This window comes from Streptomyces sp. NPDC000878, from assembly GCF_053599695.1.
In genome coordinates, this window is record NZ_JBSFMT010000010.1 from 136073 (window position 1) to 151339 (window position 15267).

Sequence of the window (15267 nt, forward strand, 5' to 3'; positions counted from 1 at the left end):
CGGATTCGTACGGCAGACTTGGGGCTCGAAGACCGAGGCGAAGGATGGGTATGCCGATCACACCTGCCACCGCGACGCACAACAGTTCGTCGAACGGCACCGCAGAAGCGATCTTGCTCGAGCTGGTCGACGAGAACGGCACGACGATCGGAACCGCCGAGAAGCTCTCCGCCCATCAGCCGCCAGGCCTGCTGCACCGGGCCTTCTCCGTCTTCCTCTTCGACGAGCAGGGCCGACTGCTGCTCCAGCAGCGCGCGCTGGGCAAGTACCACTCCCCCGGTGTCTGGTCCAACACCTGCTGCGGCCACCCCTACCCCGGTGAGGCGCCCTTCGCGGCGGCGGCCCGGCGGACGTACGAGGAGCTGGGGATCTCCCCGTCGCTGCTCGCCGAGGCGGGCACGGTCCGCTACAACCACCCCGACCCGGAGTCGGGCCTGGTGGAGCAGGAGTACAACCACCTGTTCGTCGGGATGGCGCAGTCGCCGCTCGCACCGGACCCGGAGGAGGTCGGGGACACGGCCTTCGTGACCCCGGCCGAACTGGCGGAGCGGCATGCGAAGGAGCCGTTCTCGGCCTGGTTCATGACCGTGCTGGACGCGGCCCGCCCGGCGGTCCGGGAGCTGACGGGCCCGACGGCCGGCTGGTGACGGCAGCCGCTAGGGCCTGTCCGGCGGACAGGCCCTAGGGCATCAGCTGCGCGGGGGTGAGCGGCAGGGCCGCCCAGACGACCTTGCCTCCGCTCGCCGTGTGTTCGATGTCGCACACCCCGCCCGCCTCCCTGGCGATCTCGCGGACCAGGAGCAGTCCGCGTCCGCCGGTCCGGCCGTGGTCGGCCTCCAGGGCGGTGGGGCGGTAGGGGTGGTTGTCCTCCACGGACACCCGCACCCACTCGGCGCCGACGGCGACCTCCACGGCGAGCGTCGGCGACAGGAGCGCCGCGTGCCGGACGGCGTTCGTCGCCAGCTCCGAGACGATCAGCAGCAGCCCGTGCACCAGGTCGGGCGAGGCGGGTACGCCCTGCCGGTACAGCAGGTCCCGGACGGCGTGCCGTGCCTGCGGGACGGAGGCGTCGACGGCGGGAGCGGTGAACCTCCAGACCCCTTCGTAGGGAAGCGGATCCAGGGGTCTCCGCTCCATGGGTACGCCGTCGTCCGCTGGGCGTGCGTCCGACTCGCGCCCATGGTTCTCCATCGTCCGGTCGCCGCCCTCGCGCTCGATTGTCACCACACGACGAGTGTTGGTAACGCCGGGTCCCCACCGGAGAACTGAACAGAAGTCAGCACGTATCGAGCGCTTCTGACGCATGGCGTGCGACGCAAGCGCGTATGCGACTGGACCTGGCCATCTCGTGCCGACTTCGTGAACTATTCGGGTTGTACGGGTTTGCCTGCCGCCCTCGTCGGGCCTTCGGCACCGGCGGATACGATCCGGCCCATGGAGCCGCAGCTGACCCACAGTGCCGCCGACGGGGTCGCCACCGTCGTCATCCGCAACCCGGCCAAGCGCAACGCCATGACGGCCGGCATGTGGCGGGCGCTGCCGCCGCTGCTCGACACCCTGGCCGCCGATCCGGACGTGCGTGTCCTGGTGCTCACCGGGGCGGGCGGGACGTTCTGCGCGGGGGCCGACATCTCGACGCTCCAGGGTTCGCCGGAGGAGGCGCAGCGGCTGGCCGTGCTGGCGGAGGACACCCTCGCGGCCTTTCCGAAGCCGACGCTGGCGGCGGTGCGCGGACACTGTGTGGGCGGCGGGGCGCAGCTCGCGGCGGCCTGTGATCTGCGGTTCGCCGAGGAGGGGGCGCTGTTCGGGGTGACACCGGCGAAACTGGGCCTGGTGTACCCGGCGTCGTCCACCCGGCGGCTCGCGGCCCTGGTGGGTCCGGCAACGGCCAAGTACCTCCTGTTCTCGGGCGAGCTGATCGACACCGAGCGGGCACTGCGCACCGGGTTCCTCGACGAGGTGCTGCCCGGGGGCGAACTCGACAAGCGGGTCGCGGAGTTCACCCGGGTCCTCACCTCGCGCTCGCGCCTCACCCAGGCGGCGGCGAAGGAGTTCGCGAACGGGAGCACCGACCGGGACGCGTACTGGGCCGAGCAGGCGCGGGACGGCGGCGAGGCGGCGGAGGGGGTGGCCGCGTTCCTGGAACGGCGGCGGCCGGACTTCTCCTGGACGGGTCCGGCCTCGTCCACGTGAGGGGTGGTGCTCGTGCCGGTCTCGCTCCGCCGGAAGGGCTGGAAGGGCGTGGCAGGCAGTGCCGCGAAGTGTTGTCGGTCTGCTGCGGCAACGTCGTGGCTGGTCGCGCCCGCGCGGCGGAGCCGCATGTTGGCACAGCCCCGCGCCCCTTTGGGGCGCGGTTGTCAGTGTCACCTGCCACAATTGCCGCGCAACCTCAGTGGAGAAGGCGGTACGGGATCGTGACGACACCCCTCGTAGGGTCCATCGAAGGCAGGATCGCCGAGGAACTCGGCGTACGGGAGCGGCAGGTGAGAGCCGCCGTCGAGTTGCTCGACGGGGGTTCGACGGTTCCCTTCATCGCCCGCTACCGCAAGGAAGCGACCGAGATGCTCGACGATGCGCAGCTGCGCACGTTGGAGGAGCGGCTGCGCTATCTGCGGGAGCTGGAGGAGCGGCGGGCCGCGATCCTCGATTCGGTGCGCGAGCAGGGCAAGCTGACGCCCGAGGTCGAGGCGCAGATCCGCGGTGCGGAGACGAAGGCGCGCCTGGAGGACATCTACCTGCCGTTCAAGCCGAAGCGGCGGACGAAGGCGCAGATCGCGCGCGAGGCGGGCCTTGAGCCGCTGGCCGAGGGCCTGCTGGGCGACCCGTCCGTCGACCCGCTGGCGGCTGCGGCGGCCTTCGTGGACGCCGACAAGGGCGTCGCCGATGCGCAGGCCGCGCTGGACGGCGCCCGCGCGATCCTCACCGAGCGGTTCTCGGAGGACGCCGACCTGATCGGCGAGGTGCGCGAGCGGATGTGGGTGCGCGGGCGGCTGGCCGCCAAGGTGAAGGAGGGCAAGGAGGAGGCGGGCGCCAAGTTCGCCGACTACTTCGACTTCGCCGAGCCCTTCACCGCCCTGCCCTCGCACCGCATCCTCGCGATGCTGCGCGGCGAGAAGGAGGACGTCCTCGACCTGGTCCTGGAGCCGGAGGAGCCGACGGAGGGCCCTTCCTCGTACGAGGGGATCATCGCCCACCGTTTCGGGGTCGCCGAGCGCGGCCGTCCCGGCGACAAGTGGCTCAAGGACACCGTGCGCTGGGCCTGGCGGACCCGGATCCTGGTGCACCTCGGCATCGACGTGCGCCTTCGGCTGCGTACGGTCGCGGAGGACGAGGCGGTCAACGTCTTCGCGGCGAACCTGCGCGACCTGCTGCTCGCCGCCCCGGCCGGCACGCGCGCGACGCTGGGGCTCGACCCCGGATTCCGTACGGGCGTGAAGGTGGCCGTCGTGGACGCGACGGGCAAGGCCGTCGCCACGGACGTGATCTATCCGCACGTACCGGCGAACAAGTGGGACGAGGCGGTCGCCAAGCTGGCCCGCCTCGCCAAGGAACACGCGGTCGACCTGATCGCGATCGGCAACGGTACGGCGTCCCGCGAGACGGACAAGCTCGCCGGCGAACTCATCACCAAGCACCCGGAGTTGAAGCTCACCAAGGTGATGGTGTCCGAGGCGGGCGCGTCCGTGTACTCGGCATCGGCGTTCGCCTCGCAGGAACTGCCGGACATGGACGTGTCGCTGCGCGGGGCGGTGTCCATCGCGCGGCGGCTGCAGGACCCGCTGGCCGAACTGGTGAAGATCGACCCGAAGTCGATCGGGGTCGGGCAGTACCAGCACGACCTGTCCGAGGTGAAGCTGTCGCGGTCGCTGGACGCGGTGGTCGAGGACTGTGTGAACGGTGTCGGTGTCGACGTCAACACGGCGTCCACGCCGCTGCTCTCGCGGGTCTCCGGCATCTCCTCCGGGCTCGCGGAGAACATCGTCGCGCACCGGGACGCCAACGGGCCGTTCAAGTCGCGGTCCCAGCTGAAGGGGGTCGCGCGGCTCGGGCCGAAGGCGTACGAGCAGTGTGCGGGGTTCCTGCGGATCCGGGGCGGGGACGATCCGCTGGACGCGTCCAGTGTGCACCCGGAGGCGTATCCGGTGGTGCGGCGGATGGTGAAGTCGGCGGGGAGCGGGGTGGCTTCGCTGGTCGGGAACACGGCGGTGCTGCGGTCGTTGCGGCCCGATGACTTCGTCGACGAGACGTTCGGTCTGCCGACGGTGACGGACATTCTGCGCGAGCTGGAGAAGCCCGGGCGTGACCCCCGGCCCGCCTTCAAGACGGCCACCTTCAAGGACGGGGTCGAGAAGATCGGCGACCTGTCCTCCGGGATGGTGCTGGAGGGTGTGGTCACGAACGTGGCCGCGTTCGGGGCGTTCGTGGATGTCGGCGTCCACCAGGACGGGCTGGTGCATGTGTCCGCGATGTCCAAGACGTTCGTCAAGGACCCGCATGACGTCGTGAAGTCCGGTGACATCGTCAAGGTGAAGGTGCTTGACGTGGACATTCCCCGGAAGCGGATTTCGTTGACGCTGCGGTTGGACGACGAGGCGGTGCCTTCCGGGGAGCAGCAGGGGGGTGGGGGGCGGCCTCAGCAGCGTGGGGGTCGGCCGCCTCAGCCTCGGCAGCAGCGGCAGGGGCAAGGTGGTGGAGGGGCTCGGCAGGGGGCGCCCGCGCCCGGGAACAGTGCGATGGCGGATGCCTTGCGGAAGGCGGGGTTGGTGGATCCCAAGCGGAGGTGAGTACGGGTGCCGGGTGCCCTTCGCTGTGAGGGCACCCGGTGCTGGTGCTGAGGGGCGGGTAGGTCGCGCAGCCCGGCGCTGTACGGGGTGCCGCCCTCGGTGGGACGGGAGCCGCCCCTAGCGGCACGCATGCCCGCAGCGAGGCGGGCCTGCTTTCAGGGGCGCGGGGAACTGTGCGACCAGCCCCCACCGGGCCGCGGCCGAGCGAACTACGGCAGCTCCGTCACCTTGCCGGCAGCCACCTCGAAGCGCCGCGTCACCCGTACCGCGTCCAGCATTCTGCGGTCGTGGGTGACCAGGAGGAGCGTGCCCTCGTAGGAGTCGAGGGCCTGTTCCAGTTGTTCGATGGCCGGCAGGTCGAGGTGGTTGGTCGGCTCGTCCAGGACCAGGAGGTTCACGCCTCGGCCCTGGAGAAGCGCCAGGGCTGATCTGGTGCGCTCGCCCGGGGACAGCGTCGCCGCCGGACGCAGGACATGCTCCGCCTTCAGACCGAACTTGGCCAGGAGGGTACGGACCTCCGCCGGTTCCGTGTCCGGGACCGCCTCGCAGAACGCGTCCAGCAGGGCCTCGGGGCCGTGGAAGAGTTTGCGGGCTTGGTCGACCTCCCCGACCACCACACCCGAGCCGAGCGCGGCGTGCCCCGCGTCCAGCGGGACGCGGCCCAGCAGGGCGCCCAGGAACGTCGACTTGCCGGCACCGTTCGCTCCCGTGACCGCGATCCGGTCCGCCCAGTCGATCTGGACGCTCACCGGACCGAGGGTGAAGCCCGCGCGGCGCACCTCCGCGTCCCGCAGGGTCGCGACCACCGAGCCGGAACGCGGGGCCGCCGCGATCTCCATGCGCAGTTCCCACTCCTTGCGCGGCTCCTCGATCACGTCCAGGCGTTCGATCATGCGCTGGGTCTGACGCGCCTTCGCGGCCTGCTTCTCACTGGCCTCGCTGCGGAACTTGCGGCCGATCTTGTCGTTGTCGTTGTTCGCCTTGCGCCGGGCGTTCTTGACGCCCTTGTCCATCCAGCCGCGCTGCATCTGGGCCCGGTCCTGGAGGGCGGAGCGTTTGTCGGCGTACTCCTCGAAGTCGTCGCGGGCGTGCCTGCGGGCGACCTCGCGCTCCTCCAGATAGGCCTCGTAGCCGCCGCCGTACAGCCTGATCTGCTGCTGGACCAGGTCGAGTTCGAGGACCTTCGTCACCGTGCGGGTGAGGAACTCCCGGTCGTGGCTGACGACGAGCGTGCCGGCACGCAGGCCCTTGACGAAGCGTTCCAGGCGCTCCAGACCGTCGAGGTCCAGGTCGTTCGTCGGCTCGTCGAGCAGGAAGACGTCGTAGCGGGACAACAAGAGCGAAGCCAGGCCCGCCCTTGCCGCCTGGCCGCCCGACAGGGACGTCATCGGCTGGTCCAGGTCCACGGTCAGGGCCAGGGAACCCGCGACCTCCTCCGCCCGTTCGTCCAGGTCGGCGCCGCCGAGGTCGAGCCAGCGCTCCAGGCTCGTCGAGTACGCGTCGTCCGCACCCGGGGAGCCGTCCACGAGGGCCTGGGTCGCCTCGTCCATGACCCGCTGGGCCTCGGCCACGCCCGTGCGGCGCGCGAGGAAGTCGCGGACGGTCTCGCCCTCCCGACGCTCCGGCTCCTGCGGGAGATGACCGACGCTCGCGGTCGGCGGGGAGAGGCGCAGTTCGCCCTGCTCGGGCGTGAGCAGCCCGGCCAGCATCCTGAGCAGCGTGGACTTGCCCGCGCCGTTGGCACCGACGAGCCCGATCACGTCTCCGGGCGCGACGACGAGGTCGAGCCCGGAGAAGAGCGAGCGGTCGCCGTGGCCGGCGGCGAGGTTCTTGGCGACGAGGGTGGCAGTCATCAGGGTGCCGATCCTAACCGCCGCCCGCACTCCGCCGCGTCCGGGATTTCACCGGGCCATCGGCTCCACCAGCACGGTTCCCGACGTACGCGCCACGATGAACGACTCCCCCCTCACCGCCTTCGCGTCCAGTTCGATGCGGTGTCGGCCGGGTTCGAGGATGCCGTCGAAGACGTCGTGCGTCTGGGTGCGGTACAGGCGGTCCAGGCGGTACGCGGTGAGGTGGACGCGGCAGGTCGAGGTGACCTCTATGCCCGCCTCGCCGTCGGCCGCGACCAGGCGGGTGAGGCGGCGCCGTTCCAACGGGCTGCGGTCCAGGGCGTGTTCGATCTGGGCGACGAGAAGCGGGACGATCGGGGCGAGCCCGTCGACGTACGCCACCTCGACGCCCGCGTGTTCGAAGGAGCGGCGTACGGCGGCACGTTCCTCCTCGTCGACCGCGCGGCCGAAGGCGACGGCGCCGTAGCCGCGCAGTTCGTCGGCGGGGACGTCCGTGGCGTCCCGGGTGATGTCCGCGCCGATCCCTATGGTGCGCAGGGCGGCGGCGAGCTTGGCGAGGACGGCGACCCGGGCGCCGATCAGCAGCACCCGGCGGCGGGCAGCGCCCGGCTCCACGGACTCCGTGGCCTCCGCGGTGTCGAGGAGGGAACCGAGAGCCTCCCGGTACTCGGCGCCCGGGAAACGGAAGGGCCCGATGCCGTGGTAGCCGTTCAGCTCCAGGTCGGCGTGGGTGTCCGTCTGCCAGGCGAAGTCGCGCCACACATAGTCGTCGCCGTCCTTCTCGATGGCCGCGGTCACGGCACCGCACGCGAGGTCCGCGCACTCGGGACAGCCGTAGATGACGTACCGGCCGCCCTCCAGGGGTGCGTCGGCCTCCAGGAGCAGGCCGCGGACCTGGGCGGTGAAGATCGCGGGTGGGACGTCGGAGGCGAGCGGGGAGACCGCGTCGAGGTCGGAGAGCTGGTAGAGGAGGGGACGGCCGTCGACGATGAAGTCGAGGAAGTCCCGGTGGACTTGGTAGTCACCGTTGGCGAGGACTCCACCGGCACGCATCGCCGGTGCCAGGCCGAAGGTCGCGTACTCGGCAGACATGCTGTGAGTATCCCCAGACTGGGAGCGATCTGAGCACGGCATGACATATTCCGCTACCGTCCCCGCGTGGAGACGCGGCGGAGTGGTGACGTGATCGTGGTCGGCGGCGGGGTCATCGGCCTGACGACGGCGGTCGTACTGGCAGAGCAGGGCCGGCGGGTCCGGGTGTGGACGAGGGAGCCCGCCGAGCGGACCACCTCGGCAGTTGCGGGTGCGCTGTGGTGGCCGTACCGGATCGAGCCGGAGGCGCTCACCTGGGAGTGGGCGCTCGCGTCGTTCTCCGTCTACGAGGAACTGGCGGAGCGGCCCGGGGAGACGGGCGTACGCATGGTCGAGGGTGTACAGGCCGGGCAGCGGCTGGACGAGCTGGGGCCGTGGGCCGCGCGGATACCGGGGCTGCGGGAGACGGGTGAGGGCCTTTGGGCGCGGCTGCCGTTGATCGACATGCCGGTGCATCTGGGGTGGCTGCGGGAACGGTTCCTCGCGGCGGGCGGGGTGGTGGAGGAACGGTCCGTCGGGAGTCTCGCCGAGGCGACCGGGGCCGACGGGGTGGACGTCGTCGTCAACTGCACGGGGCTGGGCGCCCGCGATCTCGTTCCCGATCCGGGGGTACGTCCCGTGCGGGGGCAGTTGGTCGTCGTGGAGAACCCGGGGATCACGACGTGGTTCACGGCAGCGGGGCACTCCGGCTCGAAGACCACGTACTTCTTTCCGCAGCCGGGCGGGCTCATCCTGGGCGGCACGGCAGAGGATGACGCGTGGTCGCTCGTGCCTGATCCGGTGGTGGCCGAGGAGATCGTGCGGCGCTGTGCGGTTGTTCGGCCGGAGATCGCGGGGGCGCGGGTGCTGGATCATCGGGTTGGGCTGCGGCCCGCCCGTGGGGCTGTGCGGCTGGAGCGTGAACTCCCTGCCGACGGGCGGGTGTTGGTGCACAACTATGGGCACGGTGGGGCGGGGGTTACGGTCGCTTGGGGCTGTGCGCGGGACGCTGCGCGGCTTGTCGGGGGGTGAGTGGGTTTGTTTTTTGCTGCGGGTCGGTGGGGGCTGGTCGCGCAGTTCCCCGCGCCCCTGTCGGGGGCGCTGGCGCGCCACCCGACATCACCGGCCCAGCCCCCCTCCGCCACGGACAACCCGGTTCCGGCCCCCCTCCGCCACGGACCACCCGCCTCCTGCCCGCTCAGCAGGCCGTGTCCGGCTCCCCCTCCGTCAGGTGGTACGGGGCCCGCTCGTCCAGCAGCAGTGGTACGAGCGCGCGCAGTGACTGGCGCAGGGGGACATAGGCGCCGTCCTCCCCGTCCGGGCGTACCCGTACTCCGTGCAGCGACAGCTCGTCGGCCACCTCCGTGTACTGGTCCCCGGTGAGCCGGTAGCCGCACGCCGGGTCCTCGATCACCTCGGACGGTTCGGCCGGGTCGTTGTCCGCGCCGCCGAGGTAGACCGGGCCGGTGTCCCGGTAACCGGCCAGGCGGGCGGCGCCGGTGGCCGCGTCGAGCTGTCGGCCCCGTTCCCCGGCGAAGCTGAACAGGCCCTTCAGGGCGGCCAGCTGGGAGTCCACCCGGCGCCGGTTGTTGTCCGGCTCCGGCGTGCCCTCCGTCAACGGCTCGACGCGGCTCTCGATCAGCAGCCCGACCGCGTGCTTCACGCCGGACATGTTCCGCAGGATGCGCTCCTGCCCGTCCCCGGCGACCTGCCGGATCGGGTCACCGGTGACCGGGTCGGTCCAGATGCCGTACGTGCCGGTCGTGAACCCGGCGCTCCCGGCGGCCGGCCGGACGTACGTCTGCGACAGGGTCTGTGCCTCGGAGTGCACGGCCGCGTCGGTGTTGAGGTTACGCGGCCAGAGGTCGAACAGGTCCTTCTCGTAGTACAGGGGGGTCGCCCCGTACTCGTGCAGGTCGTAGACGACGTCGGGTTGGCGGTCGCGCAGGACCGTCGCCATCGCCCGTGCTTCCGCCGTCTGGAGGGACAGGTGGTCGCGGTTGATGTCGATGCCGTCGCTGTTGCCCCGGGTGTCGGCGGCCCGGCCGTCGGGGTTGGCCGTGGGGACGACGAGCAGGGTGGTGCGGGACAGGAACTCCTTCGTCCGCGCGTCCTTCGCGTATGCCAGGTCGCGGATCGTCGTGAGACAGGCCTCGCGGCCGGACGGCTCGTCGCCGTGCTGGCTGCAGATGAGCAGCACGGTGCGGGTGGTCGGGCGTTCACCGATGCGTACGAGTTGGACGGGGCGGTTCTGTTTGGTGGTGCCGATGCCAGTGAGCGTCACGCGGGCGCTTGCCCGGTCGACGGCGGTGAGGAAGTCCTGTTCCTCGGGCTGGCTGGTCCAGCGGGCGCCGTTCGTCTGCTCGAATCCCGTGCGTGGGGGCGCCGGTTGGGCCTCGGCCGCGTAGGCGGGGGCCGACAGCAGGGGTGCGGCGAGGGCTGCGGCGATCACCGTGGCAAGACGCGGTTTCATATCGCTCCCGGGATGCGGTGGGCGGCGCGCGGGTCGCGTACGCCGTCGAGGAGGGACGGGCTCGGGGTGGCCGTGACGGTACCGGCCGTGGCCTGCGCGAACGCGCCCGCACCGCCGACGAGGGGCACCCTGGCCGTCGTACGGGACAGGTCGAGCGTGAGGGTAGGGGTGGTCGACGGCGGGTCGATGAGGTCCTTGTCCGTGCCTGCGACGATCAGGGCTAGGCGGTGGCCCGCCGGGATCACGTGGTCGCTCGCGTGCAGGTCGAGGGCGATCGTGTACGGCTTGCCCGGGGTGAGCGGGGCGCCCTTCGCGGCCGAGGCGTGGTTGCCCAGGTCGGCCCAGCCGCGGCTGAGGATCGTGTAGTCGACGGCCGTCGTCTTCGCCTGCGTCACGCGGAAGCAGGAGCTGTCGCCGGTGGTGCCCGGGCCCCAGCAGGTGCGGTCGGTGAGCGTGGTGATGCCCTCGGCTGCGTCGGCGTAGTCCCGGATGGTGTCGGGGCCGAGGTCGACCAGGACGGCGGTCAGGTGGGCGGTGGTGGTGGTCGGGGTGGCCGTCACGGTCACCGTGGACGAGCCGGACACGCGCAGGTCGGCGGCGAGTGGTGCGGTGGTGAAGCCGGCCTTGCCCGGTGTCGAACTGTCGATCTGCGCCGACCAGTCGGTCTCGCTCAGGGTCGGGTCGTCGGTGAACTTCTCCGTGCCGGACTGCTTGCGCAGGCCGAGGGTGCCGACGCCGGGCTGTTCGCCGGTGCCGGGGCGCAGGGTCACCGTGTCCGTGGAACGAGGCGGCCAGACGGACGAGGTGACCCACTGGTCGGGGTGGCGCTCGATGTCGGCCATGGGCTCGTCGTCGATGCCGTTGTCGTAGCCGAGGAGTTCGTGGTCGAACCAGCGGTGCAGGGTGTCCACCCAGGTGGCGCGGCGGAAGTCGAAGGGGTCGACGTGGCCGGTCTGGGAGAGCCAGATCTTGCGCTCGACGCGGTTCTTCGCGAGGGCGTCCCACCACTGGCCGAAGTGCTTGGGGCGGACGTTGAGGTCCTGCTGGCCGTGGATGACGAAGACGCTGGCCTTGATCTTCCGGGCGTCCTTCACGTAGTCGCGCTCGGTCCAGAAGGACGTCCAGTCGCCGGTGCGAGGGGCTCCGGCCACGATCTTCTGCTGTACGGCGGCGCACTTGGCGCGGGCGGCCGGGCTCTCGACGTAGTCCGACAGCCAATCGGGGCCGGAGTCGTAGAGGGGGGCGCCCTTGGCGAAGTAGTAGTCGTACCAGGAGGAGATGGCGCTGATCGGGACGATCGTCTCCAGGCCCTTGACGCCCGTGGCGGCGACGCCGTTGGCGATCGTTCCGTCGTAGCTCTTGCCGATCATGCCCGTCTTGCCGTTGGTCCAGGTCGCCTTGGCGCGGTCGGTGCCGGTGCGGGTGGTGTAGGCCTTGGCGCGGCCGTTCAGCCAGTCGACGACGGCCTTCGCGGACTGGATGTCGGAGCGTCCGCCGACGTCGACGCAGCCGTCGGAGCGGTTGGTGCCGGCCAGGTCGACGCCGACGAAGGCGTAGCCGCGCGGTACGAAGTAGTTGTCGTAGAACAGCGGCATCTGGACAACGTTGCCGTTCGCGTCGTACGTCTTGCGCTGACTCTCGTTGCCGCGTCCGCAGCAGGAGTAGTAGGGGCTCGCGTCCATGATCACGGGTACCTTGCGGCCCTGCGCGGCGAGTTCGCGCGGCCGGACGATGTCGACGGCCACGCGGTCGGTCTTCCCGTCGCTGTCGCCGTCGAGGCCGGTGTCCACCCAGACGGCCTCGCGGATCGCGTTGTCGTACGAATAGACGGGTCTGCTCTCCCGTGGGGCGCTGTGGGCGACGGCCGGGGTGAGCAGGGCGGCCATGAGGGCGGCGGTGGCCGCCGTCGCGAGCGTTCTCCAGGTCGTGAAGCGCGTGCGTTTCGGCATGTGCCGGACGGTACTGCGGTCAACTCCCGTGCAAAAGAGGGTCTCTTGGGCCCATGACGGCCGAATGGCGATCGTGTGACAGGGGTGGCCATGGACACACCTGGCCTCACAGATGACGAATCGGCTCACGGATTTCCTTAAGCATCCATAGCGATTCGCCATCTCCTCGGGCCAGGCCGCGTGTGAGTGCGGTGGTCGAATGTGTGACCTTTACGCGGGGGTGTCGTTGAGCTGATCGGATGACAGCACCACGAGCGGGAGGGGGCATTGGTGGGACGGAAGCTGCCGCTCGGTGAGGGTGAGACTGCCCGTACGGCCTGCGCCCGTGGCCTGCTGCGCGCCGCAGTTGACGAGAAGTCGGGTGAAGTCCTGTCGGCTGGTGTGCTGGTGGAGCGGGTGGGGTGGGCTGCTGATCTTGTGTCCGGGATGGTCACCGCCCTGCTGGCCGAGCGCTGGAACACCGTCGATGTGGGCGTGCTGGCCGGTGGCGAGGATGCCGGGGGCCGGGCGCTGCCGTCGAACGCGTGGATGGCCCTGCGCCGTCTGGGCTGGACCGTCGGCCCGGCCGAGGACATCCGGGTCAATGACCGCATCGTGCGGATGGCTCAGGAGACGGCTGGGCGCACGCTGCGCTCGGCGAAGTGGCGCGCCGACCTCACTACCGGGGTTCTCGCGACCTGGCCCGCGGACCCCGCCAAGCGCACCCCGGACGAGTGGGACGCGGTACGTGCGGCGGTGCCCGGCGGATGGTTCCTGCCGTCCAATGTCATCAAGGGCCGGACCCGGCAGGTCGCCGCCTTCGTGAACAAGCATCGCCGGATGCCGGTCGATGTGTTCGAGGTGGAGACGGCCCCCCGCGTCGCGCGGATGCTGTTGCTGTCCGCGTGTGACGGGCAGCAGGCCACCATCGAACGCGCCGACGATCACAGCCGGGCACTGCTGCGCCTGCAACTGCCCACCCGCCCCGACCCGCGTTCCTACGCGAACTGGACGTGGGTGGCCTGCCCCATCACGCTACCGCCGACAATCCCCGCGAACGCGGTGCTGCACCTGCCCACCCTGCGCATCGACCAGGGCAGGGTGCGGGCCGATCTCGCCTACACCCACCCGGTCCCGGAGCCGCAACGGAGCGGGCATGTGGTCGCGCTGGGCGTGGACTGGGGCCTGAACACCCTGCTGTCCGCCGGGGCCGCCCGCCTCCACGACGACGGCACCATCACCGCCCTCGGGGCCGGTGGCATGTTCCGCGCCGCAGGCGTCCTGGCGAGACAGCACCGGCTGCGCCGCCTGTCCGAACACCTGCACACCAAGGCCGACCTCCCCCACGCTCGGCTTCGCTCGCGCGGGGGGACCCCCATCCAGCGGCTCACCGGCGGGTGCGAACAGCACGCCCTGACCGGTCGGCATGCGGTCCTGGCCGAGGAGATCCGGCACGTCTCCACTCGCCGGTCGAACCTCAACGACGCCCTCGCTGCGGCTGCCGCCCGTTGGGCCGTGGACCAGGCCATCGCCGCCGGGGCGAGCGTCATCCACGTCGAAGACCTCCGCTCCGTGGAAGCCCGCGGCATGGGCCGCACCCACAACACCCGCATGTCCCAGCAGATACGCGGACAGATCGTGGACCGGATGCGGCACCTCGCCGCCGAGACCGGTATCACCGTCCCGGCCCGGGGCACCTCCAAACACTGCCCCCGGTGCCTGGTGCCGCTGCGGCATCGCAAGGCCCCCGACCGGCCCACCACACCCGGCTGGAGATGGGCCCTCTGCCCCTCCTGCGGCTGGCAGGGCGACCGCGACCAGGGCGCCTGGCAGCGCATCGCCGCACGCGGCCTCACCCACCAGACCAAAAGCGTCACCGATCGCACCAGCGGCGCCATGGCCATCCCCACGGTAGTGGAGAAGCTCGAAGCGGGCGCGGTCGTCACACCCGAGCCGAAGACCAGCCGGACGGACCGGTCCAAGACCGGACCCACCCGGCGACACGCAGCACGTCCGACGCCCAGGCGACGCCGGACATCCTCCCCTACCCGCCCCCCGGGTCCGGTAGGCCAGCGTCCGGAGGGACACGCACCAACGGGCCGGACCCGGCTGCCCCGCGCAGCCCACCGGCACCAGAGCGTGACGACGATCAGCACACCCACCACCAGCCGGCACCGGCCGCGAGGAGCAGCACTGGGTGCAGGCTTCCACCTGCACGCCCACGCCACCCCTCCACAGTGGGAAATCCCGTTGCCAGACACCACGTCTGACATGGGATCGCTTAGCCAATCAGAGACGCTGCGAACAGACTTCTGGAACGGGATCGCGGCGACCAACTCCGTGCACGACGTGCACGGAGACGCGATCCTCACAAGTACGCGGATCCGCCTGACACGTTGAGGGTCTGGCCGGTCAGGAAGCCGCTGCCCTCGTCGATCACGTACAGGAGTGTCGAGACGAGGTCGGACGGCAACTGGGTGCGCGGTACGGCCTGTTGGGCGCGGACGTGCTCGAAGCCGCCGTCCGCGCCGACCGTCCGCTCGGCCGTCGCCGTACGGACCATGCTGGGGGCGATCGCGTTGACCGTGATGCCGCAGGGGCCGAGGGCCGAGGCGAGGGCGCGGGTGAAGCCGATCAGGCCCATCTTCGAGGTGACGTAGGGGACCATCGTCGGCGGGGCGGTGAGGACGGCCGCCGAGGCGATGTTCACGATGCGCCCCCAGCCCGCAGCCCTGAGGTGCGGCAGTACGGCCTGGGTGACCAGGAAGGGTGCTTCCAGGTTCACGCGCATCACGCGCCGCCACTCCTCCGGGGTCGTCTCCTCGAAGGGCGAAGAGGGGTAGACGCCCGCGTTGTTGACGAGGATGTGCAGGGTCCCGAAGCGGTCGATGACGCGTTCCAGCGCCTGCCGTACCTGGGTCTCGTCGGTGAGGTCGGCGGTCAGCTCCAGGTAGTCCAGGACCTTTCCGGCGGTCTCGGGCTGCGGGACCAGGTCCAGGCCCGCGACCCGGTAGCCGTGGCCCGCGAGCGCCACGGCGAACTCGTGGCCGAGGCCCTGTGCCGCGCCGGTCACCAGTGCGGTACGCGTCTCCATGGGGCGAGTGTGATGAGGCCCCGGCCGCTCGGCAAGAGCGCATTTCACTCGCCGGAACGGCCCG

Annotated in this window: 11 protein-coding genes; 5 read left to right on the forward strand and 6 right to left on the reverse strand. The window is 71.1% G+C overall.

Annotated elements, in window-relative coordinates; genetic code table 11:
• Window positions 1-50 precede the first annotated feature (50 nt).
• Window positions 51-647 (forward strand): isopentenyl-diphosphate Delta-isomerase, encoded by a 597-nt coding sequence (idi, locus tag ACWDR4_RS12430; RefSeq protein WP_369030991.1) that lies wholly within the window; start codon window positions 51-53, stop codon window positions 645-647.
• A 34-nt stretch (window positions 648-681) separates the two neighbouring features.
• Here idi and ACWDR4_RS12435 read toward each other — a convergent pair whose 3' ends face one another.
• Window positions 682-1191 (reverse strand): ATP-binding protein, encoded by a 510-nt coding sequence (locus ACWDR4_RS12435; protein ID WP_450407433.1) that lies wholly within the window; start codon window positions 1189-1191, stop codon window positions 682-684.
• A 243-nt stretch (window positions 1192-1434) separates the two neighbouring features.
• Between ACWDR4_RS12435 and ACWDR4_RS12440 the strand changes: the two genes are divergently transcribed.
• Both ACWDR4_RS12440 and ACWDR4_RS12445 read left to right on the forward strand, forming a co-directional pair.
• Complete coding sequence (locus ACWDR4_RS12440; protein WP_450407300.1) at window positions 1435-2193, forward strand: enoyl-CoA hydratase/isomerase family protein; 759 nt, start codon at window positions 1435-1437, stop codon at window positions 2191-2193.
• 221 nt (window positions 2194-2414) lie between these two features.
• Window positions 2415-4784: a Tex family protein gene (locus tag ACWDR4_RS12445; protein ID WP_450407303.1), complete on the forward strand. Its 2370-nt coding sequence runs from the start codon at window positions 2415-2417 to the stop codon at window positions 4782-4784.
• A gap of 209 nt (window positions 4785-4993) precedes the next feature.
• On the opposite strand, the gene ACWDR4_RS12450 is transcribed toward ACWDR4_RS12445, so the two are convergent.
• Window positions 4994-6637 (reverse strand): ABC-F family ATP-binding cassette domain-containing protein, encoded by a 1644-nt coding sequence (locus tag ACWDR4_RS12450; protein ID WP_450407305.1) that lies wholly within the window; start codon window positions 6635-6637, stop codon window positions 4994-4996.
• A 48-nt stretch (window positions 6638-6685) separates the two neighbouring features.
• The gene (locus ACWDR4_RS12455) at window positions 6686-7729 is read right to left on the reverse strand and encodes an oxidoreductase (RefSeq protein WP_450407306.1); all 1044 of its coding nucleotides are present in this window, start codon (window positions 7727-7729) and stop codon (window positions 6686-6688) included.
• A 66-nt stretch (window positions 7730-7795) separates the two neighbouring features.
• Between ACWDR4_RS12455 and ACWDR4_RS12460 the strand changes: the two genes are divergently transcribed.
• Window positions 7796-8740 (forward strand): FAD-dependent oxidoreductase, encoded by a 945-nt coding sequence (locus tag ACWDR4_RS12460; RefSeq protein WP_450407309.1) that lies wholly within the window; start codon window positions 7796-7798, stop codon window positions 8738-8740.
• A 166-nt stretch (window positions 8741-8906) separates the two neighbouring features.
• Here ACWDR4_RS12460 and ACWDR4_RS12465 read toward each other — a convergent pair whose 3' ends face one another.
• Both ACWDR4_RS12465 and ACWDR4_RS12470 read right to left on the reverse strand, forming a co-directional pair.
• Complete coding sequence (locus ACWDR4_RS12465; RefSeq protein WP_450407312.1) at window positions 8907-10181, reverse strand: M14 family metallopeptidase; 1275 nt, start codon at window positions 10179-10181, stop codon at window positions 8907-8909.
• Window positions 10178-12130, reverse strand: coding sequence for a Xaa-Pro dipeptidyl-peptidase (locus tag ACWDR4_RS12470; protein WP_450407314.1), 1953 nt, complete (start codon window positions 12128-12130; stop codon window positions 10178-10180). Before ACWDR4_RS12470 ends, ACWDR4_RS12465 begins: the two co-directional genes overlap by 4 nt.
• A gap of 270 nt (window positions 12131-12400) precedes the next feature.
• Between ACWDR4_RS12470 and ACWDR4_RS12475 the strand changes: the two genes are divergently transcribed.
• A complete protein-coding gene (locus tag ACWDR4_RS12475; protein WP_450407315.1) occupies window positions 12401-14509 on the forward strand; it encodes a zinc ribbon domain-containing protein in 2109 nt (702 codons plus the stop codon).
• On the opposite strand, the gene ACWDR4_RS12480 is transcribed toward ACWDR4_RS12475, so the two are convergent.
• The gene (locus tag ACWDR4_RS12480; RefSeq protein ID WP_450407318.1) at window positions 14478-15203 is read right to left on the reverse strand and encodes an SDR family NAD(P)-dependent oxidoreductase; all 726 of its coding nucleotides are present in this window, start codon (window positions 15201-15203) and stop codon (window positions 14478-14480) included. The genes ACWDR4_RS12475 and ACWDR4_RS12480 overlap by 32 nt on opposite strands.
• Between the last annotated feature and the right edge of the window lie 64 nt (window positions 15204-15267).